Source organism: Sulfurovum sp. AR (assembly GCF_000296775.1).
In the GTDB taxonomy this organism is placed as follows: Bacteria; Campylobacterota; Campylobacteria; order Campylobacterales; family Sulfurovaceae; genus Sulfurovum; species Sulfurovum xiamenensis.
Genome location: NZ_AJLE01000011.1, coordinates 49,503 through 75,981 on the forward strand (window position 1 = coordinate 49,503; position 26,479 = coordinate 75,981).

A 26,479-nucleotide genomic window follows, 5' to 3' on the forward strand; every position below is an offset into this window, starting at 1 on the left:
TTGCCTAAGCTCTTCTAAATAATAAAAATTATTTAAGCTCGCATTTAGCGCCAGCTTCTTCAAGTTGTTTCTTGAAGTCTTCTGCTTCTTCTTTAGAAACACCTTCTTTAAGTACAGATGGAGTCTCTTCAACAGCAGCTTTCGCTTCTTTAAGACCAAGACCAGTGATTGCTCTTACTGCTTTAATAGCGTTGATTTTTTTATCACCTGCATCAACAAGTACAACGTTAAACTCTGTTTGTTCTTCAGCAGCTTCAGCAGCTACTGCTCCACCACCAGCTACTACTGTAGCTTGTGCAGATACACCAAATTTTTCTTCAAATTCTTTTACAAGCTCAGAAAGCTCAAGTACTGACATGTTTGAGATAAACTCAAGAACATCTTCTTTAGTTGTTGCCATAATTAATTCCTTAAATTATAATTATATGAAATGAAACATTTTACAGTTTCAAATTAAAAGAGCCTCGTGGCTCTCACCACTCTACGCCTCTTCTTCTTTTTTTACTGCTAATGCATTCAAACCAATTGTAAAGTTTTGTACCGGTGCATTCCAAACATTAAGAAGCATACCGATAAGCTCGTCTCTAGTAGGAAGTTTAGCCATTGCATTAATGGTTTCCAAGCTAGCAACTTCACCCTGGATCAAACCAGTTTTGATTGAAAAAGTATTTTTAAAATCAGTAGCTGCTTTGTCAGCGATTTTACAAGGTGTAACTTGTGCATCACCCCAGATTACAAGGTTTGTTTCTGTAAACTCAACATCTTCACACCCAGCATTTTTTAATGCGATACGTGCTAGTTTGTTTTTTACAACTTGGACTTTGATCTCTTCATCTTTTGCAAGATTTCTTACAACTTCAAGATTCTCAACAGTCATACCTTTGTAATCACAAACGATAATGGCACCAGCGTCTTTAAACTCTGCTGTCATTTCTGCAACTAGTTCTTCTTTTCTAGTTCTAGTCATATAATTCTCCTTCCGACCTCTAAAAGGGTTCCCCTAAAGGACCATATATTCTTTCGAATATATTAATTAAGCTTTCGCCCCTCTTATCTTTGACCTAAGATTAATGAGTAGTAAAAATTACCCTCAAACAAAAACTACACCCGTAATTTTTATTTGAAGATAATATAAAGAAGGCACACGCCTTCTTTATGCATGGATTATTTCATCTCCATTAATTCTGCAGTATCTAAAGTGATAGATGGGCTCATTGTAAGTGAAATCGCACCATTCGTGATATATCTACCTTTTGCAGATGCTGGTTTTGCTTTATTGATCGTTTCAAGAAGTGTTACAAAGTTTTCTTTGATCTTCTCTTCTGAAAAAGAAACTTTACCAATACCAGCGTGGATGTTACCTTTTTTGTCTACTCTAAAGTTAACCTGTCCACCTTTTGCATTCTCAACTGCTTTAGCCACATCCATCGTTACTGTACCAGTCTTAGGGTTTGGCATAAGTCCTTTTGGCCCAAGGATTCTTGCTACTTTACCAAGAACACCCATCATGTCTGGTGTTGAGATAACGATATCAAAATCAATGTTACCCGCTTGAATTGATTCGATAAGATCTGTAGAACCTACCAAATCTGCACCTGCTGCTTTTGCTTCATCAGCTTTAGCGTCTTTTGCAAATACTGCTACTCTTACTGTTTTACCAGTTCCATTAGGAAGAACAACTGATCCTCTAACCATTTGATCCGCATGTCTTGGGTCAACGTTCAAGTTAAGTGCAACTTCAACTGTTTCATCAAATTTAGCCGATTTAAGGTTTTTAAGTGTAGCCATTGCTTCATCAACACTATATGTTTTAGTCACATCTACTAGTTTAAGTAGCGCTTCTCTTCTTTTACTTGGTTTTTTTGCCATTTTATTCTCCGCTTTATATGCTCCCACATTTCAAATCATGTGGTTATGATTGTCTTTAAAAAGACTAGTCTACGATCTCAACACCCATACTTTTACAAGAACCAGCAATAATGTTCGCTGCCATTTCTCTGTCGTTTGTGTTAAGGTCAGCAATTTTTTGATCAATAATTTCGTCTAATTTTGCTTTAGTGATAGTTCCAACTTTGTTAAGAAGTGGATTATCCGTACCTTTTTTAATATTTGCTGCTTTTTTGATAAGGTCACTTGCAGGCGGTTGTTTTGTTTCAAATGTAAAACTTCTGTCTGCATATACTGTAACGATCACAGGGATCTTGAACCCCATTTTATCTTTTGTTTTTTCATTAAAAGCTTTACAAAACTCCATAATGTTTACACCACGTTGTCCAAGTGCAGGACCTACCGGTGGTGATGGATTTGCTGATCCAGCTGGGATCATCATTTTGAACTTTTCAGTTATCTTTTTTGCCATCTGTTCTTCCTTTGTTTGAATTGACCTTTAGGTCTTATAGTATTTTTTCTACTTGTGTGTAGAGTATTTCAACCGGTGTATTTCTACCAAAGATTGAAACATTCAACTTTAACTTACCATGGTCAAGATCATACTCTTCTACCATACCTGTAAAGTTTGCGAACGGACCGTCAATAATACGTACCATTTCGCCTGTTTCAAAATCAACTTTAGGTCTTGGTGCAGCTTTTTGCTCCATTTTGTCTAAAATCACTTTGATATCTGCCTCTGAAAGTGCAGTAGGTGTCTTTTGTTCACCGATAAATCTAGATACTCTTGGCAAAGATTGTATCTTATGCCAGAGGTCAGTATCCAGGTCTATATGTGCGAAAGCATACCCAGAATACAATGTTCTTTCAGTAATCTTTTTTACGCCGTTTTTAACTTCGATCACTTCTTCTGTAGGAACGACTACACGTTCAAGCTTCTCTTCAATCCCATGATCTTTGACAAGTTGTTCGATCGCTCTTTTTACAGCTTGCTCAGAACCTGAATATGTTTGAATTGCATACCATTGATAAGCCATTGTCTATCCTATAAAACTGATGATACGATTGATGACATGAGAAAGTCGACCAATGCTAAAAATATTGATATTACAGTTACTACGAGAACAACTGCTAAAAATGCTTGTCTTACTTGTACTTTTGTTGGAAATATAACTTTATGAATCTCCGCTTTCGCGTGTGCTATAAATGTTGAAAGTTTTCCCATATATATTACCTTTACTTGTGGCAGGCCAAGAGGGACTCGAACCCCCGGCACCTGGTTTTGGAGACCAGTGCTCTACCAACTGAGCTATTGGCCTAGAAATGATACTATGGGACAAAGCCCGATAGTATTAAACAAAAGTCTCCGATTACAGCTTCATCTCTTTGTGTACTGTATGGCATTTACACCATTTACAATACTTTTTAAGAGCAAGTTTCTCTGTTGTCGTTTTCTTGTTTTTATTGGTGTGATAGTTACGTCTTGTACATTTCTCACAACCTAAGTGAACTGTTTCTCTCATTGTTATCTCCTATGATAAGTGCGCAAGAGGCAAGCCTCCTGCATGGTGTTATTAAGCAATAATCTTAGAAACAACACCGGCACCAACTGTTCTACCACCTTCACGGATAGCGAACTTAGTACCTTCATCAAGTGCAACAGGAGCGATAAGCTCAACATTGATTTTAACGTTGTCTCCTGGCATAACCATTTCAGTACCTTCTTGAAGTTGAACTGAACCTGTTACGTCTGTTGTACGAACGTAGAACTGTGGTCTATAGTTGTTAAAGAATGGAGTATGTCTACCACCTTCTTCTTTAGTAAGAACATAGATCTCAGCTTCAAATTGAGTGTGTGGAGTGATTGATCCTGGCTTACAAAGAACCATACCTCTTTGTACAGCCTCTTTATCGATACCACGGATAAGAACACCACAGTTGTCACCAGCTTCACCACAATCCATCTCTTTACGGAACATTTCAACACCAGTTACAGTTGTTTTTTGAGTATCTTTAAGACCAACGATCTCAACTTCGTTACCAACACATACAGTACCTCTATCAACTTTACCAGTTACAACTGTACCACGACCTTGGATAGTAAAGATATCTTCGATAGCCATTAGGAAATCTTTATCAGTTTCTCTTACTGGCTCAGGAATATACTCATCTACAGCGTCCATAAGTGCATAGATCTTTTCAGACCACTCACCAGCAGTACCAGCTTTAGCTTCTTCAAGTGCTTTAAATGCAGAACCAGATACGATTGGAGTATCGTCACCTGGGAAGTCATACTCAGAAAGAAGTTCACGTACTTCCATCTCTACAAGCTCTAACATCTCTTCTTTATCTTCTTCATCAAGTTGATCTTCTTTGTTCAAGAATACAACGATGTAAGGTACACCTACTTGCTTAGAAAGAAGGATGTGCTCTCTAGTTTGTGCCATTGGACCATCAGTCGCAGCGATAACAAGGATCGCACCGTCCATTTGAGCAGCACCAGTAATCATGTTTTTAACGTAGTCCGCGTGACCTGGACAGTCAACGTGAGCATAGTGTCTAGTTTCTGTTTCATACTCTACGTGAGAAGTAGCAATTGTAATTCCTCTTTCTCTCTCTTCAGGTGCGTTATCGATTTGATCATAATCCATTGCTGCAGCACCAGTTTTAAGACCTAAACACATTGTGATTGCAGCTGTCAATGTAGTTTTACCGTGGTCAACGTGACCGATAGTACCGATGTTAACATGCGGTTTCGTTCGTTCGAATTTTTCTTTAGCCATGCTATTCTCCTAGCGTAATATGATTTAAAGGCAGTATTATACCTAAATTTTCTTAGACCCCATACCTATATGGACAGAACTATTACAAAGCTGTAATACTTTTGTCCATACCATCATGGAGGGTGGAGCCCATAGTGAGACTTGAACTCACGACCTCTTCCTTACCAAGGAAGTGCTCTACCCCTGAGCCATATGGGCAACTCTATTGTATATAATTAAATGCGTGCGTCAAAGTCATAAATGAATAAAAAAGGAAAGCTTTTATATGTGAAGTTATTAGTCTGTTAAATACATAATTCACACAGCTCCCAGTTTATGGAGCGGGCGAAGGGATTCGAACCCTCGACAGCCTGCTTGGAAGGCAGGAACTCTAGCCACTGAGCTACGCCCGCATCTTTTATGCGATTTAACATATGGTGGTGAGTGAAGGATTCGAACCTTCGAAGACATAGTCAGCAGATTTACAGTCTGCCCTCGTTGGCCACTTGAGTAACTCACCATAATGTTTAAATCATTACTGGTCAAACACTGATAATTATATTTTTTCATGGAGCTGGTGAAGGGACTCGAACCCCCGACCTGCTGATTACAAATCAGCTGCTCTAGCCAACTGAGCTACACCAGCACCATCATTAAAAGTTGTTATACTTAAAATGGACGGGAATTATAGACAAAAAAGTTTTTAATGTCAAGGGTTTTAGGTAAATTTGTAAAAATTTCTCTTTTTTAGGTAATTTCTATAGAATACACCCACATAAAATGAAGATCATAGGCTATATAGAATGAAAATACTACTGGCACCAAGTGAAACCAAAAAAACAGGTGGAGAACGCTCTTTCGATCCTAGTACATTACTCTTTGAAGCGCTTTTGCCTTACAGAACCAAACTCCTGCATACCTATACTAATGTATTGCAAAAAGGGGATATCCCCACACTGTCAAAAATGTTCGGACTCAAAAAAGAAGCAGATATCCTTGCACACAAAAAAGATATCATTCATGAACTTACGATGAAAGCCATTCAAAGATATACAGGTGTAGCATTTGACCATCTGGGGTATGATGCATTGGATGAGAAGGCACAAGCATATATCGACAGCCATGTCATCCTCTTTTCAAACCTGTTTGGTCCCATCCGTTCTTCAGACCTCATCCCTGAGTATAAACTCAAACAGGGAGAGGCTGTCGGTGGCATCAAAACAGAGAAGTTTTACCATGAACACGCTGCAGCACTGATGGAAGCATACCTGGCTGAGGATGAGATACTGGATCTCCGTGCAGGTTTTTATGACAAATTCTATAAACCCACCAAACCCTATACTACACTCAAGTTCATCAAAGAGGGGAAAGTCGTTAGTCATTGGGCAAAGGCGTATAGAGGTATCGTCCTGCGTGAGATCGCCAAAGCGGGTATAGAAACCCTCGAAGCGTTCATGAAACTGCCTATAGAAGGGCTGAGTATTCAAGAGATCCAAACGAAAAAAAATAAAACTGAAATCATTTATGAGATAGGGTAAAGATGAAACTCCCTAGTGATGCAACACTCTATAAAGTATTTATTTTTCTTTTAGTACTGATGGTTGTATTGGGTATACTATTTGATACAGATTATAATTAAGGAAAAGCGATGAAAGAAAATCTTTTTGAAATGGGTGCACATTTTGAAGAGGGATGGTCATCGGACAATAAAAAGAAACCCTCTCAAAAAACCTCTACAGAGATCAGACCACCAGAGAAACATCAATTGCATGTTGCAAAAGAGAAACGACGAGGTAAAGTGGTTACCATCGTCAAACCTTTTTACTTAGATAAAACAGATCTTCAGGCTCTGCTCAAAACGCTTAAAAAAAAGCTTGGTACAGGAGGTACGCTCAAAGATGACACTTTGGAGTTCCAAGGAGACATCCCTGAACTGCTGCGTACCTATTTGGAAGCTTTGGGGTATCGGTTTAAACACTAGATAACCCCATAGGGCTTACTTGCCTATCGCCAACGCATAGAGTACCATTTCCTCATTCTCCACAAATGCATTGACCTCGTCATCATAATAGGCCCCGATACCAGAACACCCTATACCCATATAGAGTGAAGCCATATAAAGTCTATGTCCTATAATGCCGGCTTTCTGGTAAAGTGCCTGATAGTTCTCTCCTTTGGAAGTGAGGAAAAAGGCTACCGCTGCCTGCATGGAGAGACTATACTGTTCCAAACTCAAATACCCCGCTTTTCTGGCAAAGTCTCCATACTTTATATACTCACCTTCTTTATAGAGTCCCAACGGCATATCAAGCACCCGGTTGATGACGACATACACAGAGACCTCTTCATCGCAGTCACTGGGTACAGGCTGGTGTATCGCTTCCATAATATAATTAAACTGTCCCTTGGTGATCGCACCTTCCTGAAAACCTCGCTGGGATCTACGTGTAAAGATCGTCTCTTGGAGTTTTGTCGTATTATAGGTAAACGTAGGGGTTTTCACTTCCCGTCTGCAGGATCTTAACTGCATCGTTTCATGATACGCCTGTTCTATAAGTGCATTACGTTCAAAGGTTCCACTGGCTTCAACATAAGGGAGGGAGAACTCTATGGTGTCTACTTTCTCTCCTTCTATCGGTCTCACCATAGCACACCCAGACAAGAACCACTCTCTCTCCCCAAACCCGAACATAAGATTAAGTTTTTCTCTGTCTATATCATACCGCACTTCCACTGCATTCGATTGAAGCAATGCGGATGCTTCTATGCTCCCTAAAAGGTGTCCCGCATCCAGAAGACAATATCTGAAGGCACGGTTCTTATATTTCCACGAAGAACGATAATAAACAGCAGAGACCAAAAACAGGTACCCTTGCATAGCGGTGCTATATCCCAAATAAGGTTCTAATCCCTCCTGTTTGGTAATACGTTGTAGCAGTGTCAAAGAGGAGGAACGTACTTCATAATGGTATATACCATCTTCTATACCTTCTACCCCTCGTGCCTGAAAATAGAGTTCATTAGGGTAGAGCGCACCTGCAGAAGGGTTGATGCGCAGGTAATACTCTCCGCTTGGATAACTTTTCTTTGCAGTCAATCCTGCAATATGGTATAGAAAATGGTCTGCTTCTTTTTCCAGATCCAATTTTCGTTTTTCATACTGTACTGGATAGTTTTTATAGGTACTGGGTTGATCCTCCCAAGAGAGCCTGTTAGGATTGGTGCGTACAGAATTGTAGGAGTGTTTGGTTGTACTATGGTACCAAAACATCAAAAACCTCAGCATGTCTGATCTTCAAAGACTCGATCTTTTGACAGGCTTTCTTGAAAAGTGCTGCATGCGCAATACTCTCTGTGCACAAATGTTTATGTCGTTCATAAGAGGCTATGACTGTTTTCGCTTTCTTTTTCATATCTTTGCGGTTACGTTTAATATGTTCAAATGTAATCGCCCCATTGATCAACCCCTTTGCCAGGTTCGCCAAGGGATGTCCACCGAGCCTCAAAGGATGCCAGGCCTCTTCCAGCACTTCATGTGCCTCAAAATATTCTTCTTTATCAAGCAATTCAAGGTACGTTTTGAGTGCACCTTCTAGATCATCATTCATTGTTAACATAATGTATTTTAACTCTTTTTCTATCTATATTTGTCGGTGCCATGACATTTCTATCGTCAAGTAAAACACCTATTGACCTTAGAGGCAAGATACTTGCCTCTCTCTTCGGATTTGCTTAAAACAAATGGATTCTTTTCATATTTTGTTCCATTTCGTGTATAATAGATCCAATATAGCATAAAGTAGCCAGATATGACGCAAGAAGAAAGAGATGAGATCAAAGTACGTATAGAGACAAGTATCCATACGCTTAAAGAACAGATCGCCATACTTGAAGAGAAGGTAAAACCCATTGCTCCGGACTGTTCATTGGGGAGACTCACACGTCTGGAAGCCATGGGAGAGCAGCATGTCAACAACAAGATCATGGATGAATCAAAACTGCGTCTTACAAGGCTCACCAATGCCCTTTTACGTATAGACAAACCTATGTTTGGTATCTGTATCGAGTGTGAAGAACCTATCCAGATAGAACGTATGCGTATACGCCCTGAGAGTGTATGATGTGTCGAGTGTGCAAATCTATTATAGACTTCATCATAAAGTACACTTTTAGAACAAAGTCCTAAAAGCTACGCTTGTCGCTGAGACTACTTACGATTCAGCATTTAGTGCCTCACTTGCACTGCAATTTAGTTGCTTGTCAGCAGTAGGCTCTCGAAACTGGTTGCTCTTGATTGCTTTGCAATATCGAAAACTATAGGCTTTCGATATTCCCTACGACTTTACCTACAATCATCACTTCATCAGGGGCGATCGCCTGAGGTGGATACATACTGTTATCAGAGATAAGCTCTATCATTCCATCTGCACGCTGCTGGATACGTTTGATGAACAGCCCTCCCGTAGTTGATGCGATGAAGATGCCGCTTTTATTGATATTGGTTTGTGTTCTATCGATGAAAACGATACTTCCATCCTGCAAAGTGGGCTCCATGGATTCACCGTCCACATGAATGGCCTCTAGTTCAGTATTTCCCAGCCCTACCATATTACGCATGATCTTCTCATCGATATTGATCACTTCATAGTTCTCATCAAAGACCTCTGCACCCCCTCCCGCACTGGCACGGATATCTGAAAAGTAGTGTACCTGAAAAAACTTCTCAGTCTCCTCTTTGAGCATATCCACCGCCTGGTCAAAAAAGAGCCAGTTCACAGAGATCTTCTTAAGCGCACAAAACTCCAGTATCTCTTCATAAGGAATGGAATTTCTTTTTTTCATGGTCGCAAATGTAGCCTGAGGGATATTCAGTGCCTGTGCCACATCTTTATCAAATACTTTTTTTCCTATTGTACTCTCAGAGAGCACATCTTTTAACTTTTCTATAATTTCACTGAGTACTAACATTTTCACTCCTTTTTTATTATATATGACAAATTATAAGATATTTTTCTTAAAAGTATGACAATTTGACATATTTTTTAAATATTTTACAGTTTATTTATACAATTTGACATATTTAAAAACAAAGGAGTGAAAATGATCTACTCAAAAAATAAAGAATTACTAAGCTATGCGATCAAAATGGGATGTACAACAGCAGCGGAATTTGCTATGTTTTTAAAAGCAAGAGAGTCTATCCTCTCTCTATAATATTTAGGTAGGAAGAGCCCTTACCCGAAAAGTAAAACGCTCACCTCGTCACCTACCTCTTTAGAAGTATCATCTTCAGAGGTCACAAGCAAGGCTACATTGCCAAGCATGTTAGTAAGAATGGCTGAGGATCCTACTTTTTTACCTTCAAAGTCAACATAGTATCTTCCCTTTTCTAAAGAGACGTTGCATGCAGTAAATTCTGCTTTTTTGGCACGTTTGATAAATGGTTCTTTGAGTGTTGCTTTGACCCTGTGCATCGCACTCTGACCTTGCTGCAACTTCTCAATGAGCGGAACAAGGTAAAGCAGTGCTGTCACAGTAGAAGAGTATGCAAATCCCGGGAGTCCGATGATAAATTTATCCTCTTTACGTGCAACCATAATATGCTGTCCAGGCTTGACACGTACACCTTTAAACACAACATCACACCCAAGCTCATAGATGACATCTTTCACAAAGTCAAAATCACCTACACTCACACCACCAGTGGTTACCACAATATCAGCTTTATTTAATGCATCAAAAATATTTTTTGTGATCGTCTCTTTATCATCCTTGATACACCCTAACTGCAAAGGTACACCATCATATTTCTTGACAATAGCTTCGAGGATATAATTGTTGGATGAGCGTATCTGTGCATCACTTGTCTGTTCTTCACCAAGTTCAAGTAACTCTGACCCTGTAGAGATAATCGCCACTGTTGGCTTCTCATAGACTGTGACTTGTGGTATATTCAAGCTTGCCATCACCCCTATCTGTGGAAAGTCGATTTTCGTCCCTTTGGGGATAAGCATCTGTCCTTTCGCATAGTTCTCTCCCGGTTCACGTACAGAGAACCCTTGTGGAACTTCTGTCTTGATGATGATCTCATCCCCATCCACTTCTACATTTTCTATCGGGATGAGCGTATCAGCACCATGTGGCATCAATGAACCGGTAAACGTCTTGATACACATACCGCTTACCACTTCTTCTTTCAAGTCAGATCCAGCAGGATTAATGCTTCCGATATGTAGTCTACCAAGACTGAGATCTTTATGGATAACCGCATATCCATCCATTGCAGAAGTGGGGAACTCAGGAGAGTTATGATCTGCTACAATATCCTGTGCAAGTATATATCCTTGTGATTCCATTAAAGGGAGTTGTTTTGTTTTATAATTTTCGATTGCAAGATCGTCTATCATCTGCATCGATTCATCAAAGTGCATAAATGCCATTTCTATCCTTATCCTAACAATCCAGCACCATCCATAGGGGTGCTTCTATCAGCAGCATAAATACGCTTGCCATTTTTCACATCATACTTCCATATAGGCGCGTTCGCTTTAAAATCTTCCACAAACTCATCGATAAGCTCTAATGCTACTCTACGTTTAGGAGAAAATACCGCAGAGATATAAGAAGAAGTATGCACAGGGACATCTCCAATGGAGTGTGCCATTTTAACCACTGCGCCTAGAGCAGCTGCTTTCTCCTGCCATGTATCAAACCATTTTTGCAGTACAGGTTCATAGATATCAAAACTGAGTGCTTCTATATCATCTTCTGCACGTATTGTTCCCACAAAAGGAATATAGGCACCATAGTTTGACTCTGCCTGCTCATCAAGCCAACGGCCAAAGATCTCTTTGACATCTAAGGGGCCATGATAAAGTTCCACGCTTATCCACCACACACTGGAGGCAGAATAGAAATTCTATCACCATCTTTAAGTTCAGTTGCCAGATCGTTCACCATCGTATCGTTCAGTGCTACTGCGCATTTATCCAGCCATTGGATCAAACTGCTATCTGTTTTGAGTTGTGCCGAAACCTCTGCCAATGTCGAAGCTTCCATCTCCATTGGTGCTTTACCGATAGGACCTAAAAATTCTACTTTTATCATAAAAAACTCTTTCAAAATAAGGATTATTTCATCCCCAATAATGACGCGATTATAAAAGTTGTTTGCTATAATTACGCTTAAACAGGATTTTGAGAGGAGCTTTGCACTGTGTTATTCGGGTCTATCAGCTATCTTAATCTCCTGCCTTTTCAAGTCTTCTTAAAACGCTATATCTCTAACAATGCCTCTAAAATGACCTTTCGCTACAAACGTGCTGTACCTTCACAGATCAATAAAGCACTCAAAAGAAGAGAGATCAATGCGGCATTTATCTCTTCTGTAGAATCCGCGAGATGCAAATGCACGGATCTTGGTATCATCGCAAATCAAAAAGTCTATAGTGTTCTACTTTTAGAAGGAGAAAGTGAAATGGATCCGGCATCCGCCACTTCCAATCAACTTGCACACCTGTTAGGTCTTAAAGGAAAAGTGCTTATAGGGGATGCTGCCCTCAAACACTATCTACATGAGGGAGAAGGTATTGACTTGGCTGAAGCCTGGTACAAAGAGACCGGACTTCCTTTTGTCTTTGCCAGGCTCTGCTACAATAAACATGAAGAAGCTATACAAAAAATGGCGCGTGCATTTTCACAAACCAAAGTAAAGATCCCACAATACATCCTCAAAAAAGAAGCAAAAAAAAGAGGTATCACACCCAAGCAGCTTACCTGGTATTTGGGTCATATCCATTATGAAATGGATAATAAAGCAAAGAGATCTTTGAAGTTGTTTTTAGGTAAAACCAAACGTTTGTAGGTTATACCTTACAAACTACTCTATAGTCTGAATCGCTCTTTCTATACGCGATACCGTTTCATCCACACCTAAAATAGCCATGATCTCATCAAGACCAGACCCTGTCATCGAACCAAGTAGACTCACACGAAGCGGCATACCGATCTTCCCAAAACCGATCTCTTTTGTCTCAACAATTTTTTCCATCACTTCATGGTAGTCACATGGAAGATGCAGTGTCTTATCCCAACTTTTCAGCATCGAAGCAAAATCACTCAATATCTCTTTGGCTTCACCCTTAAAGGCTTTTTTGGAAGCCTTCTCATCATACTGCGTAGGTGTTGTAAGTATGAGATTGATCTGCTCTGAAAGTTCTACCAGTGTTTTCCCTCTCTCTTTGGTTGCATCAAGAAGCAGTTCGAGCTTATCGTGTCCATGGATATCCACACCAAAATCTTTAAGCAGTATGGCAAGTTCCTCGTTTGGCGTATTTTTAATATAGTGAGAATTCAACCAAAGCAGTTTATCTAGATTATAGTTGGATGCACTCTTGTTAATATTTTTAGGATCAAATAGCGCTATCATCTCTTCAATACTAAAAATTTCCTGGTCTCCATGACTCCAGCCAAGACGGACCAAAAAATTCAAAAGTGCTTCAGGGAGATATCCCATTGTTTTATAATCCATGACATCCGTAGCCCCATCTCTTTTAGAGAGTTTTTTACCTTGTTCATTGTTGATCATCGCAACATGGTTAAACTTTGGAATCGGGAACCCCAAAGCATTGTAGACTACGATCTGTTTAGGCGTATTGTAAAGGTGATCATCCCCACGGATCACATCTGTCAGCCCCATCAATGCATCATCTATGGCAACGACAAAATTGTACGTTGGTGACCCGTCTGCTCTCGCAATGACAAAATCATCGACTTCAGATGCGGCAATGTTCATCTCACCTTTTACACCATCCACAAAAGAGATGGTCCCCTCTTGCGGAGCTTTGATACGGATCACCGGTTCAACACCTTCTGGTGGTGTACCGGTAAAATCACGGTAACGCCCATCATAACGTGTACGTTCTTTTTTCGCCATTTGCTCTTCACGCAGAGCATCAAGCTCCTCTTTACTCATATAACATTTATAGGCTTTGCCCTCTTCAAGAAGCTGATCAATGTATTTTTTATAAAGATCAAATCTTTTAGACTGATAGACCACTTCCCCATCATGGCTCAGACCGACCCATTCAAATGCCTTGAGTATCGCTTCTGTAGCCTCTTCAGAATTACGTGCCATATCGGTATCTTCTATACGGAGTAAAAACTGTCCCTTGTTGTGCTGTGCAGTAAGCCAGGAAAAAAGTGCTGTTCTAAGCCCACCGATGTGAAGATAACCTGTAGGAGAAGGTGCAAAACGTGTAACTGTCATGATCATGCCTTAAATAAAGTCTAAAATAAATTAGTGAATTGTAGCGAAAATGTGGTTAAAGCGGATTATATTTTTAACGAGGAGGAGAAGCCGAAGGGCTAAAGCACTTCTGACTAATCATTTGTATTTTTCAATGTTTGAGCTTTACTTAACATGCTCTTTTACATTAAATGCAGCCTTTTCACCAACTCCTTTGACGCGTTGAAAATCATCAAAAGAAGTAAATTTACCGTTTTGTCTCTCTGCGATAATAGCCTCTGCTTTAGCAGCACCGATGCCTTTCACTTCCATTAACTCTTCTTTGGATGCTTTGTTAAGTTCATCCAGACTCATTCCAAACAGTGCTGTTGTCGCAAAAATTAAAAATCCTGCTATGAATTTTCTAATCATGTAGTTCCCTTGATAAATTTATTTTTAGTTATATTACAGTATGAACTATACTTATATGGTTAAAAAAGAGGTATTTTATACAAAAAATATTTTTAATGTCGATTGTGATAGAATTAGCCCAAAAAGGTCAACCATGAATCAACTGGAATGGTCCATCCTAGGTGCATTTATCCTATCTTTTACTTTACAATTTTTGGTAATCCATTTTTCTCATAGACATGACTTCTTTATTGATTCCCATACAGAGGAAAAGCCTCAAAACTTTCATCATTTCTCTACGCCAAGGGCAGGAGGGATTGGTATTATCGTAGGTATGTGTTTTCTTCTTCTAACACCCTTAGGATGGAAACTTCTATTTTCCATAATCCTTGCCTTCCTAAGCGGTATCTTTGAAGACTTTCATAATTCATTAAGTCCAAGAAGACGACTTTTATTACAGTTCATTGCTGCCACAAGTGCTGTTTTATTAACCGGTTCTGTCATTACCTATCTGGGTCTTGATATTCATATACCGTATTGGGGCGGGGTATTATTCAGTATTTTTAGTATTGTAGGCTTAATGAATGCTGTCAATATTATTGATGGCTTCAATGGACTTGCCTCAGGTATTATATTATTGATCCTTCTTTCATTCAGTACTATAGCTGTACAAGTAGAAAGTCATGAAATCCTACAAATATCTATGATCGTTACTTCAGCAGTACTCGCCTTCTTTGTGGTCAATTTTCCTAAAGGGAAGATCTTTCTTGGGGATGGCGGTGCTTATTTACTTGGGTTCATTACAGCACTGATAGGGATTTTCCTTGCAAGTAATTATGCTACAGTCAGCCCATGGTACATTCTTGCAGTATTGATCTACCCTGTCTGGGAAGTACTTTTTTCTATCTACAGAAAAAGGAAAGCCAAACGTTCTCCTATGGAACCAGACGAGTATCATCTACATATGCTTATCTATAAACATATCACCCATAACAACCCGCTCACATCAGTGTTTATTGTTTTAGGTACGGCACCTTTTATTTTTTATGCCACCCTCTATGCCCATAATTCTCAAGCAAATCTTCTAATCGTCTTGTGTTTTATCGGTTGCTATACCCTTCTCTACCAATATCTTTACAAAAAAGAAATGTCATTATAAAAGTAGTCTTTGCCTTATATCTTAAGTTTATAAATTTTACTGTAAGGTGAGGAGACCACTAGTTCAAAGAGATCTCTATCATACTTCTCCAACATAAACATTTGCACATACATAGAATTGAATGTCTCATGGTCCATGACCACAAACTGTCCATAGCTTTTCATATAGACCACTACATATTCACCATCAGCATGATAGATCTGTGACTGTAGCTGTAATTTACCATCTTTTGTGTTTTGCGTGACAATAAATTGCTTCACATCTTTTTCTTGCTGACCTAACTTGATCACCCCTCTCTTTATATCAAACACAATGCCATTACTGAAAGTAAGTAACCCCTCTTTGTTACTTACCGCCTGTGTAGGATAAAAAGCGATCTTTCGTTCTTCTTTTCCTGTTGTCAAGTCCAAATTACCAAAAACAGCTACAGTAGGGAAAATCCTCATCATCCTGTATGGGAGATAGAGATAGATATCTCTTGTTTTTTTAGGAAGTGTATATGTGCCGCTTTCTAATTCAGATAAAAGAAGGTTAGGATCCAGCTGATCTTCTTGTTTGTTTTTAAATAGTGTGTCTGCAATATTTTTATAACCTGAATCAACATAAGTTTCTACAGCCAAACGGCTTAAGTTTGCTGCTAACTCAGGAGAAGCTGTCTGCATGATCTTCGATATGATGAAGTTGTCATTCTGATGTTTCCCTCCATCTATAATTGTATTTGTATTGGCATAAAACCAGATAGGATATCCGTAATCCCACCATGCCAAAGTATAGTCTTTATCGTTAACAATTTTATTTAATACATCAAGATCTTCAACTTCTGCTTTATTTAAAACCGTAGGCACTTTATATTCGATGATATGTGCAATATTCGGGTACAACATACTCGTAGTCAATATAGTCATTGCAGTTATGTAGATACTCTTTTTATCTGAAATTGTTGTAACAATGACATGAAACAGATAAATAGCAGACATTGCCGCTATGGGTACGGCATACACAGTAAATCTAAGTCCGCCCCATAAAGCAAAAGCACCTATGCCTATAAGTGGTAGTGCTAAGATAAATGCCCTGTGTCTTGCGACCAACACTATGTATCCCACAAAAGAAAGAATGACCCCAATTTGTGAACCTGAAATTCTATTTGCAAAAGTAGAAAATGGAATTTGGCCTGCTTCTCTAATGGTTTGCACTACCGAGTAAAAGTGCAAACCTTCACTCGACGTTCCCGTAGCAAGATAAGCCATTACTTTACGAAGTATTAATCCGAAGACATCTCCATAATACATAAACAAAATAAATAATATACTTGAGACAATCATCAATATTTTCTGTTCTATAGATAATTTTTTTAATATAAAGTATAGGGTAATAAGTACAACTACTTTTGAAATGTAACTAAATGGGTCCACTAAAGGAAAGGGAATGAGGGCTATAAACACTAATATTAAAGATAGATACGTAGTATTATCATTACGATGATAAAAGATCATATACAAAGTATAAATGATCCCCATAGCATAAACTATAGATTGTCCAGCATCATACAAGAATGGATAAAGTGCTATTGCAACAGCTGCATATAATGCACTCCGTAAATTAAAATCCATTGTACTTTTCATTAAAAAATAAAGAATGAACATTGGAGCCATAGCTGAGAACATATCGGTATCATAATAACCAATCATCGTACGATTATAGTAACTCCATGCGATTGAACCTAGCAGCGCAGCAAAAAATCCCCAAAGTGCTTGATTATACAGCCTTGCAATAAGTATAATAGGTATTACCACTAGACTAGATATTAATGCAGGCATATAAAGAATGACGGTTTCTAAGCTAAATGGTGTAATCTTTGCAAAAAGGACGGTAAAGAATATAATGCCATTAGCCCATATATCACGTATAAGTGGATTGGTTTTATGCATACCATAAAGGATATTCTGAACACTTGCCGCCCAAGTATATCCATCATTGGTGTTGATCATCAGTTGATTGTTCCAAAAAAAGTTTGGATTGTCTTGAAATTGATAGACCCAAATCATACGTATTGCAAAACTAAATGCATATGCGACAATTATCATCCACAAAATCTCTTTAGTTCCATATCCATTTTTACTATTCATTCTATTATCAACCTTCACAATTTTATCTTTGCATTATACATGATATCTATTTAATGTCGGTGAGAAAAAAGTTAGTACTATCTCTTTTTAAATAAACCCAATATTTTAATTGGATACTTAAGCAATATCTTAAATATATTGGTTCTTATATTATTTTCTCTACATACTCTCAGTTGCTCTAAACTATTGATCCATATGCTGCTTAACGATGTACTAACCCCACCCACTCTCATTTTAATAATAGGCTCTTTTAAATAGCTAAATGAAATCTTCCATGTATATAAAAATCTAGCCATAATATCAAAATCTGCTGCTATTTTATAATCTGTTTTAAATAACCCATATTTATCATACACCCATCTTTTAACAAAAAATGTTGGATGCGCTGGGTATAGAGCATATTGAAATTTATTTGGGAAACCATTACCACTATCATAATAACGTACAATATTCTCCAGATTATCAGCTTTAACATAGACCAAATCAGTAAATACACTATCTACTTCTTTCTCTTCAAATATTTTGACAATCTTCTCTATTACAAATTCATCTATATAAAAATCATCACTATTCAGTATACCTACAACATCCCCAGTTGCTAATTTTATACCTTTATTCATAGCATCATAAAGTCCATCATCTGCTTCTGAAATAAATTTAGTAATTTTATTTCCATAACTTTTTACAACCTCAACAGTTCCATCTGTACTAGCACCATCGACTATAATATATTCTATATTTTTATAAGTTTGATTCAAAACTGAATCTATAGCATCTTTAATAGTATCTTTATTATTCCATACAACTGTTATGATGGATATTTTCAAAATCTAATCTCCAAACTTTTTACTCCAAACTTCCTGATAAAAACTATATGTTTCATCAAAACATTTATCCCAACTAAATTGTTTTGATTGCTCTAAACCTTTGTTAATTAAGTTATTTCTAAAATTATCATTTTCTAATTTCTTAATCTCTTTTATAAAATTATTTACTTTTATATCATCTACCAAAAGTCCAGCTTCTCCAGCAACCTCTGGGATAGAAGACATATTAGTACTAATAACTGGACATCCAGCTTTCATTGCCTCCACTATAGGTATCCCAAACCCTTCATAACTAGAGGGGTAAAGCAAACACAAAGCATTATTGTATAGTATATTTAACTCATCTCCAGAAATACCTTGAAAATGGATTACTCGCTCACTTATATTTTTATTATACTCAGTTTGATGAAGTTCTTTTCCACCTACTACAACCAAATGATAACCTGGTAGTTCTTGTAATACATCTAAAACTATGTCAAAATTTTTGTATTTACTACGATCTCCAATATATAAAAAATATTTTTGATCTTTTAAAACTTCAAAGTGTTTATTAAGATATTGTCTTGAATCACTTAAGGGTTGAAATTCATTTCCAACGCCGTTATATATAACTTTGATTTTAGATTCTTCAATCTGAGGATAAAACTTGAGTAAATCTTGTTTTGTATTATTTGATACACAGATAATTCCATCACTATTTCTAATAGCAAATCCTTTTTGCCATTTATGAATAAACTTTGCTAAAGCACTTCGAAAATATTCGTACGTGAAGTCATGAACAGTAGTAATATTAACAACATCATTTTGTAAACAAATTCTATAATAGCTGCTATGAAAAATTGATTTTTCAGGTAGTTTGTTTACAAAAGGAAAATATCTCAAAATTTTTAAAGGTAAATTACTCTCTTTATTTGTTTCTAATGCAAGTTCTTTACGAAAAATATTTTGATTATCTGATTCATAAAAGACACTAGTATCATGCTTTGTTAATAATCTTTTCATAAGCTCATACCAATATATAGATATACCACCAGCTTTTTGAAGAGAAAAAATTATATTATCATATACGATATTTATTTTCTTGTCCATATAGTTTCTACTAAAACTTTTGCACTTTTTTCCCAATTAAAATGTTCCTTTACCTTAAAAACTAAATCTTTATCTATACGAACTTCATTATCTATAATCTCGTGTATTGTATTAACCCATGATAAAACATCATAATCTTCCATAACAATCGCACCAAACTCTTTAAAATTTTTTACTGCTGAATTATTTTGTACTAGGGCTGGTGTTCCTTGTGATAAAGATTCAATTATAGGGATACCAAATCCTTCCTCTTTTGAAGGGAATACCATTACTTGAGCTTGTTCATATAGCCAAGGTAAAGCCTCCAATTCAACGTTGCCTAAAATAATAATATCTTTTTTGTAACTAGACATATTTATCTTATGAAGTATATTGGTTGTGCACCAAGATTCTCCCCCTGTTAAGACTAGTTTTAAATCCTTATAATATTTATCTTTCAATAGGTCAAAAATATCTATTAAAAATTCAATATTTTTTCTAGGTTCTAATGACCCAACATTTAATATGTATTTTTTATTTTTCAAACCTGATATCACATGCTTATCATCATTCATTGTGTACCTTCTATCCAATCCATTTGGTAAGATCACAATATCAGATGCTTTAACATTCAAATATTTTATAATCTCCTCTTTACTAAACTGTGATACTGTTGCGACATACATAGCCTTTTGAACTATTAATGGTAATAACTTATTTTTAAAACGTGCAAATACAGTTGTCTTATTACTATTTTTCCAACTATATAGATCATGAATGGTCACTATATATTTTCTTTTACTTAAAAGTATTGAAAAAGGTACTTCTGGTGCAGGGAAAAAAAATATATCATTTTTTTTCCCATAGAAAACTATAAATTCCATTACAATAAGTCTTAAAAAAGAATTGATTTTTCTCCACAAACTTTCTTTTCCTATTGAAGAAAAAACATTTTTAAAAGTAATCATTTTATTACCTATACTTTTTTCTAGTTCTTCATGTATATGGAATGCAAATACATAGACACCTGCACGAGTTGCTCCCTGAATACTCATATCATATATAAGTTTCGTATGAGTAGAATTTAATTTTTGAAATTTCATCAAAGAGATACGATTAGATACTGATGGCCCTACTATTTTTCTAATATAATTTTTCAATTGAAATTTAAGTGCAGCTTTTTTATAAAGACTTTTTGCTTCATTATCTGTAATAAATTGATTTTTTACTAAAGCTTGGTATTGCTCTTTTAATGCTTTAGGATAGTTATTTCGATCAGATGAAATTCCACCGTGTAAAAAACAAGCAATATCAAATGGTATATGATAGAAAATAAAATTATTTTTTTTGCTCTTAACCAAAAGTCATAATCACCTTGTACTTGATACTCACATGAAAATTTTCCAATTTGTTCAAAAACTTTTTTATGTGTAAATGCAGCCTGATGAGCGACACAATTATCTTTCAAAAAATCACACTCTTCTAAGTGTTTGTAAGGATGTCGGTAACCTAAATAGTTATGTTCTTCATCAATCATTTTTACATATCCAAAAACTATATCATATTTTTGTTGGAACAAATAAGTACTTACTGTTTCTTGTAAAATAGACTTATCACAGAAACTATCCCCAGCATTCATAAAGTTGATCCATTCACCACTTACTAGCTCAAGACCCTTATTCATAGCATCATAAATTCCGCTATCTTTTTCACTCACCCAATAGTCAATTTTATCTTCATATTTTTTGATTAAATCAACGGTTCTATCAGTTGACCCACCATCGATGATAATGTACTCAACATTATCATAGTTTTGATTTATTACACTCTGAATTGTTTGTTCTAAATATTTTTCTCCATTATATACAACTGTAATAATGCTAATTAGTGGTTTATTATCAAAAGTTTTTTTTAAATAGCCTTTTGTACGAAGACCACCTTCACCATTTCGACTTTCACCTTCGGGCAAAAAGAGGAGTGTTTCGAATTTATCTTCAGGTTTTGCTACTAATAAAGAATTTTCATTTGTCAATAGTTGTGTTGTACTATACTTCTTATCTAGACAAATTGTTTTAGTCATTTAATATCTCTTGATACAATTTAATATATTTTTTCGCAACCAGACTACTGTCAAATTCCTTTAAAACTTTTTCTCTTGCATTTTGACAAAGCTCACTATAATTTGAAGCATTTAAAACCCATTCTATTCCACATGCTAAATCATCTGTTTCAAAAGGTTTGACTAAATATCCAGTTTGTTGATGTACTACCATATCACTATTACCGCCAATATCAAAGCTAACTACAGGTGTAGCACATGCCAAACTTTCCAAGATTGCATTTGACAGATTCTCTTGCAAACTGGGCACCACCATTAGATCCACAGCACTATAAAGTGTCACTAAGCTTACATCATCGTGTAAATTACCTAAATAGTGTGTTTTAAATCCAAAGTCGGATGCCTTTTGCGGTTGGCTGCTGCCAAAGACAACAAATTCTATGTCTTTGAATGTAAGCTGATTCAGTGCTTGGCTTAACTCTTTAAATCCTTTTCGTGGGTCGCTTGTAGCGCCCATAGCCCCGAAAAGAACAAGTTTTTTATCCTTTGGTAAATTCCATAGTTCTCTTGCTTTTACTTTATTAAAAGGGTTAAATATATTTGTATCTATAGGATTCGGCAGATTAACATGCCGTTTGTCTTTTAATAAACTACTTCTTTGTGCATAAGTGTGTAGCCACTTACTTAACCCAACTATTGTCATGTTATCTATTTGAGAAAAGGTTTTTTGTTTTCGATTAAATATTTTTCTACTTAAATCATTGTTTTTATTACTTCCAAGAACTTTACAATTACCACACTCTTTTTCATAGCCCCCGCATCCCTCATCATAGTGACAACCACCTGTAAAAGGCCACATATCATGTAAAGACCAAACTATAGGTACTTTTATACATTTCAAGTCCTCTATCTTAACCATCCCCTCATTTATCCAATTTAAATGAACTATATCAGGATCTATCTCATTAATAAGATCTACAATATCACTAAAACCAAGCCAAGCTGAGCTAAAAAGGGTTTTCGTGCGTTCTTTATAAAGCTTAACAGGGATATTGTCAATAAATGGTCGAAGTTTATTTAAATTTTTTTGTACTTTTGTGCTACTAGTTGTCAATACGGTAAAATCATCACTGCTTTTATTTTGCACCAACATCTGACTATCTATATTTTGAGCCAAAAGAGCCTTATGTAGCCTATAAGCTGCTCTTGCTGCTCCACCTTTTATGTCATATGTATTCACTATTAGGATTTTCATCTTTTCATTTCTTCTAGTTTTTCTAAATATATTTTTAAATGTTTATCTATCTCGTCTACATTTAATTCAAATTGTTCACTTTCATTTTGGAGAATTTCAGTACTTATTTCACCTTCTTGTAAAGAGATATATCTACTTTCATAGAATCTATCTTTGTCTATATCTTTTAAAAACCCATAAATTTTTCCTTTTTTAGGTTCTGTATAATCAAGTATATAGTTTTTAGCACTTGCTATAGTCTGTAATACTATGGAATGAAACCTCATGCCGATATTAAAATAGGCATTTTGATATACCTCTATAGTCTCTTTAAGTGTTAAATTTGGATTTTGTACTTTTATGTTTTCACATTTTAGATCCATAGCGATACTATTTAAAAAAACTCTATCATCATTGCCAATATGAAAATAATGCATAGGTATGAGGCGTATATCTTTATCTGTATACTTAAGTGCTACATTTTTAATAAATCTTTTCAACTCTTCATTGATGTTTTTAGAATCATTTTGCTTATTATATTCAATTGGAAACTCTCTTAGATTAATAGCTATATAGTCTTGTTGTGTAGGAGTATTTTCCTTATTAAACTGCAAAACACATTCAACGGCTGGATCATAACTTATATTTACGGCACTTTCATCAAAATACCTATTAAACTCTTTGTAAATCTCTTGCAGATTTTCTTTTGACTTACTATCTCTTAAAATAACAATATCGCTATGCTGTACTATTTCTAAAACTGACTTACGGTATTTTTTATGAAAAAGCGGTCCGACCCCACATCCTAGAAGTGCAGTTTTTTTACCTAATTTTCGTGCTTTTTTAAAAGCATACTCAACCATAAAAAGCTCACTTATGTCCATCAAAGGACCACCCCCCATAGCTACTACATCTGACTGTTTTATAACATGTATTAACTCTTTTGAATCTTTAGAATTAAAAATCTCTATCTTAAAATCTTTTTTTGTGAGCTCTTTATAAAAACTAAAATCTTCATTGGTAGTTCTCTCGCTGAAAAATGGGTACAAGCTTCCAAGATTTATTTCAAAGTCATCATATACTTTTGCAAAAAAAGAAAAAAGCCCAGCAAGTATAGCTCTATCTCCTATGGTTTCGGTTCCATACCATCCTATAATTGTTATTTTCATTACATGAACCTCAACTTCCATTGATACAATTTCATAGCATATCTATCTTTAAATGTATTACTCAAAAACTTCCATGCATGTTTGAACTCTGGTTGTCCACTATAGTCATGAATACATCCATCACAGCTATTTTTGATAATACTTTTCCGATACTCGATATTTTTATCATCAAAAAAGATCTTTTTACCTTTTTCTTTTCGCAAACTCCCAAGACTGTCACTTGCTACGGCACAATAGTAAATTTCACCTCTACTATCAAGGGTGATTCCCTCATCTTTCCAAATACATCCAAGTATTCTTTTTGGATTTTTAGAGTTAAGCCAACTAAAAATAGAATAGTATTTAAATCGATCCTCCAGCACTTTTGTTTGCGATATCTTGTAGTGAAAAAACTCTTTTGCGCTTTGTCGAAGTGGGCTATAGATAACAGAATATTGATCTCTTAACTTATCACTCTCTATTCTTTTATTGTCAATTCCTAGACGATATTTGATATTGTAATTTTTGTTTTTTGCATAAGTGTCTAATTCAATAAGATAATCAATATTTTGATTAACGATAGTACATCCAATGTCATAACTGTCACAGTATTTTGACTGATTAGCGATGATTTCATCTATCGTTGAAATAGTTTTTTCAAATACATTTGGCTTGCCTCTGACTACGTTATGAATCTCACCCACCCCATCAAGAGATATAGATACATGAAAAAAAACACCCTTTTCACAACACATTTTATAGATCACTGCAAGTGATTTTAAAAGTGGTTTTTGACTAAACCCGTGTGAGATAATATTGAGCGATTTGATCTTAGGAAGTGATAAAATCTCTTTCGCATACTCAGGAAGATTAGCTACCAAAGATGGCTCTCCACCATTGATTCCCACTGATTCTACCTCTTTGAAAACATCATCTTTCATAAACTCTGCAAATTCTTCGACAGTCGCTTCACCACTGTGATCCATCTGCCAGATATTACACATCACACATCTGGCATTACAGTTATAGGTAATAGGCAATTGTATAACTTTAGGATATTTTTTCTTACTTCCATCAATTTTAGTCAAAGATGAAGTATATAGAAATCTTGATGCTTTTACTATGAAAAAAAGTTTTTTGTTTTTCTTTAGCAATTCTTTTAGTTTATTTTTCATTGTTTTCTCTTATTAGTAGTAAAGATTTACTTTTTAGTATAAAAATTTTTCTTGTTTCCATTAAAAACACATCAAAAACATAAAATGCTATTATAAATGCTATTAATGATGCGTATGCAGCACCGACAATACCATATTTCTTAATAAAAAATATATTTAATACAATATTTATTATCAACCCTAGTAAATTTCTATAAAAATTCAACATTGATCTATTTTCATTTATAAGCCACCGTCCACTTGAAACACCCAAATAAACAAATATAACTGAAAATATATGTATTGATAAAACAGATGATGCAGCTATAAATTCTTTGCCATATAATGTTAAAATTATTAGATCCGCCAAAAAATATACACTTATTGCAAGTATATAAGAAATGGCCGTTAAAAATAAAAATAATTTTTGAATTCTTGTATAATAAAATTTTTCTGAAACTTTTTTTGCATTAATTATTGCCGGGAAAAGGGAATTACATATAATAACACCTATACCAAACCACACGGTACTCAATTGTGCAGCAACTGCATAATAACCAACTTCTGTAACATTTAGAATCTCTTTTATCATTGTTTGATCAATTTTCATTTGAATTGAATTAATTACTCCTGCAATAATTAAGGGAGATGAATCCTTTAAAAGCAAAATCGTCATATTTTTTTCAAACTTCCATGATCTTAAAGAAAGATGATTGTGTAAATAAAAATACAAAAATCCCATAGCCAAAACAAAACTATCAAATACTACCACCCAAGCAAAAGCAATCACCGAAGCTTCATTAAGCAGTAGGATGATTTTGATTATAGTAGAGATAAAAAGACTTATGACATTTGCATAAACTACATACTTAGAAAGTACTTTGCTCTGAAAATAAAAATCAATTACATTCAAACTTTGAAATATAGTAGCACTTGCTATAATAAATATCAACATATTTGTATAATGATCATTTGAAGTAAAATTCACAGCGATAGCCAAGAAAAGCAAAACACAAAAAGCACCCATCAACTTAAGTATAAAAGCTGTTCCTAACAGGACATCCCGTTTACTGTCATCTTTCACAAGTTCCCGTATGACAATTCCATCTAGTCCCAAAGTAGAGATGGCCGTAAAAAGTCCTACAAAAGATATAGAATAAGACAAAAGTCCAAATTGTTCGGGACCTAAATACCTTGCAACCCATATACCAACAAAAAGCCCCACGATCATTCGTAGTATCTTTTCTGCAAAAAGCCATGAAGTGTTTTTAAAGTACTTCATAAAACCTTGATGATCTTTGAGAGATTTTAATTTAGTGATCAAAATATCAATTTTTCCCAATTTGGTAATGTTTGTTATTATTTAAAATGATGCCGGTTACATCACTCAATAGAATATACATCATATCTGAATCTCTA

30 protein-coding genes and 5 tRNA genes are annotated in these 26,479 nt (G+C 35.8%); 5 read left to right on the forward strand and 30 right to left on the reverse strand.

What is annotated here, in order from left to right; all coding sequences use genetic code 11:
- Positions 1-28 precede the first annotated feature (28 nt).
- The 13 genes from rplL to SULAR_RS10475 form a co-directional block, all read right to left on the reverse strand.
- The gene (rplL, locus tag SULAR_RS10415; RefSeq protein ID WP_008245819.1) at positions 29-400 is read right to left on the reverse strand and encodes a 50S ribosomal protein L7/L12; all 372 of its coding nucleotides are present in this window, start codon (positions 398-400) and stop codon (positions 29-31) included.
- Between the two features lie 81 nt (positions 401-481).
- A complete protein-coding gene (gene rplJ / locus SULAR_RS10420; RefSeq protein ID WP_008245822.1) occupies positions 482-967 on the reverse strand; it encodes a 50S ribosomal protein L10 in 486 nt (161 codons plus the stop codon).
- 197 nt (positions 968-1,164) lie between these two features.
- Positions 1,165-1,869, reverse strand: a complete 705-nt coding sequence (rplA, locus tag SULAR_RS10425; protein ID WP_008245825.1) for a 50S ribosomal protein L1 — start codon at positions 1,867-1,869, stop codon at positions 1,165-1,167.
- A 64-nt stretch (positions 1,870-1,933) separates the two neighbouring features.
- A complete protein-coding gene (gene rplK / locus SULAR_RS10430; protein ID WP_008245827.1) occupies positions 1,934-2,359 on the reverse strand; it encodes a 50S ribosomal protein L11 in 426 nt (141 codons plus the stop codon).
- A gap of 34 nt (positions 2,360-2,393) precedes the next feature.
- Positions 2,394-2,924: a transcription termination/antitermination protein NusG gene (nusG, locus tag SULAR_RS10435; protein ID WP_008245829.1), complete on the reverse strand. Its 531-nt coding sequence runs from the start codon at positions 2,922-2,924 to the stop codon at positions 2,394-2,396.
- Positions 2,925-2,932: 8 nt separating this feature from the next.
- Entirely contained in the window at positions 2,933-3,112 is a 180-nt protein-coding gene (secE, locus tag SULAR_RS10440; protein ID WP_008245831.1) for a preprotein translocase subunit SecE, read from the reverse strand.
- A gap of 18 nt (positions 3,113-3,130) precedes the next feature.
- Positions 3,131-3,206: transfer RNA gene (locus SULAR_RS10445), tRNA-Trp, on the reverse strand.
- Positions 3,207-3,257: 51 nt separating this feature from the next.
- Positions 3,258-3,410, reverse strand: a complete 153-nt coding sequence (gene rpmG / locus SULAR_RS10450) for a 50S ribosomal protein L33 (protein ID WP_008245833.1) — start codon at positions 3,408-3,410, stop codon at positions 3,258-3,260.
- Between the two features lie 51 nt (positions 3,411-3,461).
- The gene (gene tuf, locus SULAR_RS10455) at positions 3,462-4,670 is read right to left on the reverse strand and encodes an elongation factor Tu (protein WP_008245839.1); all 1,209 of its coding nucleotides are present in this window, start codon (positions 4,668-4,670) and stop codon (positions 3,462-3,464) included.
- A 123-nt stretch (positions 4,671-4,793) separates the two neighbouring features.
- A tRNA-Thr gene (locus SULAR_RS10460) sits at positions 4,794-4,868 on the reverse strand.
- Positions 4,869-4,986: 118 nt separating this feature from the next.
- Positions 4,987-5,062, reverse strand: a tRNA-Gly gene (locus SULAR_RS10465).
- Positions 5,063-5,084: 22 nt separating this feature from the next.
- Positions 5,085-5,169 (reverse strand) — tRNA-Tyr (locus SULAR_RS10470).
- Positions 5,170-5,218: 49 nt separating this feature from the next.
- Positions 5,219-5,295 (reverse strand) — tRNA-Thr (locus SULAR_RS10475).
- A gap of 157 nt (positions 5,296-5,452) precedes the next feature.
- On the opposite strand from SULAR_RS10475, the gene SULAR_RS10480 reads away from it, so the two are divergent.
- Together SULAR_RS10480 and SULAR_RS10485 are read left to right on the forward strand one after the other, a co-directional pair.
- On the forward strand, positions 5,453-6,187 hold the full coding sequence (locus SULAR_RS10480) for a YaaA family protein (RefSeq protein ID WP_008245840.1): 735 nt from the start codon (positions 5,453-5,455) through the stop codon (positions 6,185-6,187).
- 110 nt (positions 6,188-6,297) lie between these two features.
- Positions 6,298-6,630, forward strand: coding sequence for a translation initiation factor SUI1 (locus SULAR_RS10485; RefSeq protein WP_008245841.1), 333 nt, complete (start codon positions 6,298-6,300; stop codon positions 6,628-6,630).
- A gap of 15 nt (positions 6,631-6,645) precedes the next feature.
- Here SULAR_RS10485 and SULAR_RS10490 read toward each other — a convergent pair whose 3' ends face one another.
- Both SULAR_RS10490 and SULAR_RS10495 read right to left on the reverse strand, forming a co-directional pair.
- Positions 6,646-7,920, reverse strand: coding sequence for a SagB family peptide dehydrogenase (locus SULAR_RS10490; RefSeq protein ID WP_008245842.1), 1,275 nt, complete (start codon positions 7,918-7,920; stop codon positions 6,646-6,648).
- The gene (locus SULAR_RS10495) at positions 7,904-8,266 is read right to left on the reverse strand and encodes a DUF309 domain-containing protein (protein ID WP_155993899.1); all 363 of its coding nucleotides are present in this window, start codon (positions 8,264-8,266) and stop codon (positions 7,904-7,906) included. The genes SULAR_RS10490 and SULAR_RS10495 overlap by 17 nt, the downstream gene beginning before the upstream one ends.
- A 192-nt stretch (positions 8,267-8,458) precedes the next feature.
- Between SULAR_RS10495 and SULAR_RS10500 the strand changes: the two genes are divergently transcribed.
- Positions 8,459-8,770 (forward strand): transcriptional regulator, encoded by a 312-nt coding sequence (locus SULAR_RS10500; RefSeq protein WP_008245844.1) that lies wholly within the window; start codon positions 8,459-8,461, stop codon positions 8,768-8,770.
- Between the two features lie 193 nt (positions 8,771-8,963).
- Here SULAR_RS10500 and SULAR_RS10505 read toward each other — a convergent pair whose 3' ends face one another.
- The 4 genes from SULAR_RS10505 to SULAR_RS10520 form a co-directional block, all read right to left on the reverse strand.
- Positions 8,964-9,617, reverse strand: coding sequence for a LexA family transcriptional regulator (locus SULAR_RS10505; RefSeq protein WP_008245845.1), 654 nt, complete (start codon positions 9,615-9,617; stop codon positions 8,964-8,966).
- 266 nt (positions 9,618-9,883) lie between these two features.
- Positions 9,884-11,089 (reverse strand): molybdopterin molybdotransferase MoeA, encoded by a 1,206-nt coding sequence (locus SULAR_RS10510; RefSeq protein WP_008245852.1) that lies wholly within the window; start codon positions 11,087-11,089, stop codon positions 9,884-9,886.
- 8 nt (positions 11,090-11,097) lie between these two features.
- Positions 11,098-11,532 (reverse strand): molybdenum cofactor biosynthesis protein MoaE, encoded by a 435-nt coding sequence (locus SULAR_RS10515; RefSeq protein ID WP_008245857.1) that lies wholly within the window; start codon positions 11,530-11,532, stop codon positions 11,098-11,100.
- A 2-nt stretch (positions 11,533-11,534) separates the two neighbouring features.
- The gene (locus tag SULAR_RS10520; protein WP_008245859.1) at positions 11,535-11,756 is read right to left on the reverse strand and encodes a MoaD/ThiS family protein; all 222 of its coding nucleotides are present in this window, start codon (positions 11,754-11,756) and stop codon (positions 11,535-11,537) included.
- 108 nt (positions 11,757-11,864) lie between these two features.
- Between SULAR_RS10520 and SULAR_RS10525 the strand changes: the two genes are divergently transcribed.
- A complete protein-coding gene (locus SULAR_RS10525; RefSeq protein ID WP_008245860.1) occupies positions 11,865-12,512 on the forward strand; it encodes an MqnA/MqnD/SBP family protein in 648 nt (215 codons plus the stop codon).
- Between the two features lie 15 nt (positions 12,513-12,527).
- Here SULAR_RS10525 and gltX read toward each other — a convergent pair whose 3' ends face one another.
- Together gltX and SULAR_RS10535 are read right to left on the reverse strand one after the other, a co-directional pair.
- Complete coding sequence (gene gltX, locus SULAR_RS10530) at positions 12,528-13,916, reverse strand: glutamate--tRNA ligase (protein ID WP_008245861.1); 1,389 nt, start codon at positions 13,914-13,916, stop codon at positions 12,528-12,530.
- A 144-nt stretch (positions 13,917-14,060) separates the two neighbouring features.
- The gene (locus tag SULAR_RS10535) at positions 14,061-14,306 is read right to left on the reverse strand and encodes a helix-hairpin-helix domain-containing protein (protein ID WP_008245862.1); all 246 of its coding nucleotides are present in this window, start codon (positions 14,304-14,306) and stop codon (positions 14,061-14,063) included.
- Positions 14,307-14,439: 133 nt separating this feature from the next.
- On the opposite strand from SULAR_RS10535, the gene SULAR_RS10540 reads away from it, so the two are divergent.
- Positions 14,440-15,444, forward strand: coding sequence for a glycosyltransferase family 4 protein (locus SULAR_RS10540; protein WP_008245863.1), 1,005 nt, complete (start codon positions 14,440-14,442; stop codon positions 15,442-15,444).
- A 14-nt stretch (positions 15,445-15,458) separates the two neighbouring features.
- On the opposite strand, the gene SULAR_RS10545 is transcribed toward SULAR_RS10540, so the two are convergent.
- The 9 genes from SULAR_RS10545 to SULAR_RS10585 form a co-directional block, all read right to left on the reverse strand.
- Entirely contained in the window at positions 15,459-17,570 is a 2,112-nt protein-coding gene (locus SULAR_RS10545) for an STT3 domain-containing protein (protein WP_008245864.1), read from the reverse strand.
- A 77-nt stretch (positions 17,571-17,647) separates the two neighbouring features.
- Positions 17,648-18,400, reverse strand: coding sequence for a glycosyltransferase family 2 protein (locus tag SULAR_RS10550; RefSeq protein ID WP_038000609.1), 753 nt, complete (start codon positions 18,398-18,400; stop codon positions 17,648-17,650).
- Entirely contained in the window at positions 18,401-19,486 is a 1,086-nt protein-coding gene (locus tag SULAR_RS10555; RefSeq protein WP_202947449.1) for a glycosyltransferase family 1 protein, read from the reverse strand.
- On the reverse strand, positions 19,471-20,826 hold the full coding sequence (locus SULAR_RS10560; RefSeq protein WP_008245877.1) for a glycosyltransferase family 1 protein: 1,356 nt from the start codon (positions 20,824-20,826) through the stop codon (positions 19,471-19,473). The genes SULAR_RS10555 and SULAR_RS10560 overlap by 16 nt, the downstream gene beginning before the upstream one ends.
- Entirely contained in the window at positions 20,715-21,545 is an 831-nt protein-coding gene (locus SULAR_RS10565; protein WP_008245879.1) for a glycosyltransferase family 2 protein, read from the reverse strand. The genes SULAR_RS10560 and SULAR_RS10565 overlap by 112 nt, the downstream gene beginning before the upstream one ends.
- The gene (locus SULAR_RS10570) at positions 21,538-22,779 is read right to left on the reverse strand and encodes a glycosyltransferase family 4 protein (RefSeq protein WP_008245881.1); all 1,242 of its coding nucleotides are present in this window, start codon (positions 22,777-22,779) and stop codon (positions 21,538-21,540) included. Before SULAR_RS10570 ends, SULAR_RS10565 begins: the two co-directional genes overlap by 8 nt.
- Positions 22,776-23,927 (reverse strand): polysaccharide pyruvyl transferase family protein, encoded by a 1,152-nt coding sequence (locus SULAR_RS10575; protein ID WP_008245892.1) that lies wholly within the window; start codon positions 23,925-23,927, stop codon positions 22,776-22,778. The genes SULAR_RS10570 and SULAR_RS10575 overlap by 4 nt, the downstream gene beginning before the upstream one ends.
- A complete protein-coding gene (locus tag SULAR_RS10580) occupies positions 23,927-25,081 on the reverse strand; it encodes a radical SAM protein (protein ID WP_008245895.1) in 1,155 nt (384 codons plus the stop codon). Before SULAR_RS10580 ends, SULAR_RS10575 begins: the two co-directional genes overlap by 1 nt.
- Positions 25,071-26,342: a flippase gene (locus SULAR_RS10585; protein ID WP_008245896.1), complete on the reverse strand. Its 1,272-nt coding sequence runs from the start codon at positions 26,340-26,342 to the stop codon at positions 25,071-25,073. The genes SULAR_RS10580 and SULAR_RS10585 overlap by 11 nt, the downstream gene beginning before the upstream one ends.
- Positions 26,343-26,479: the final 137 nt, after the last annotated feature.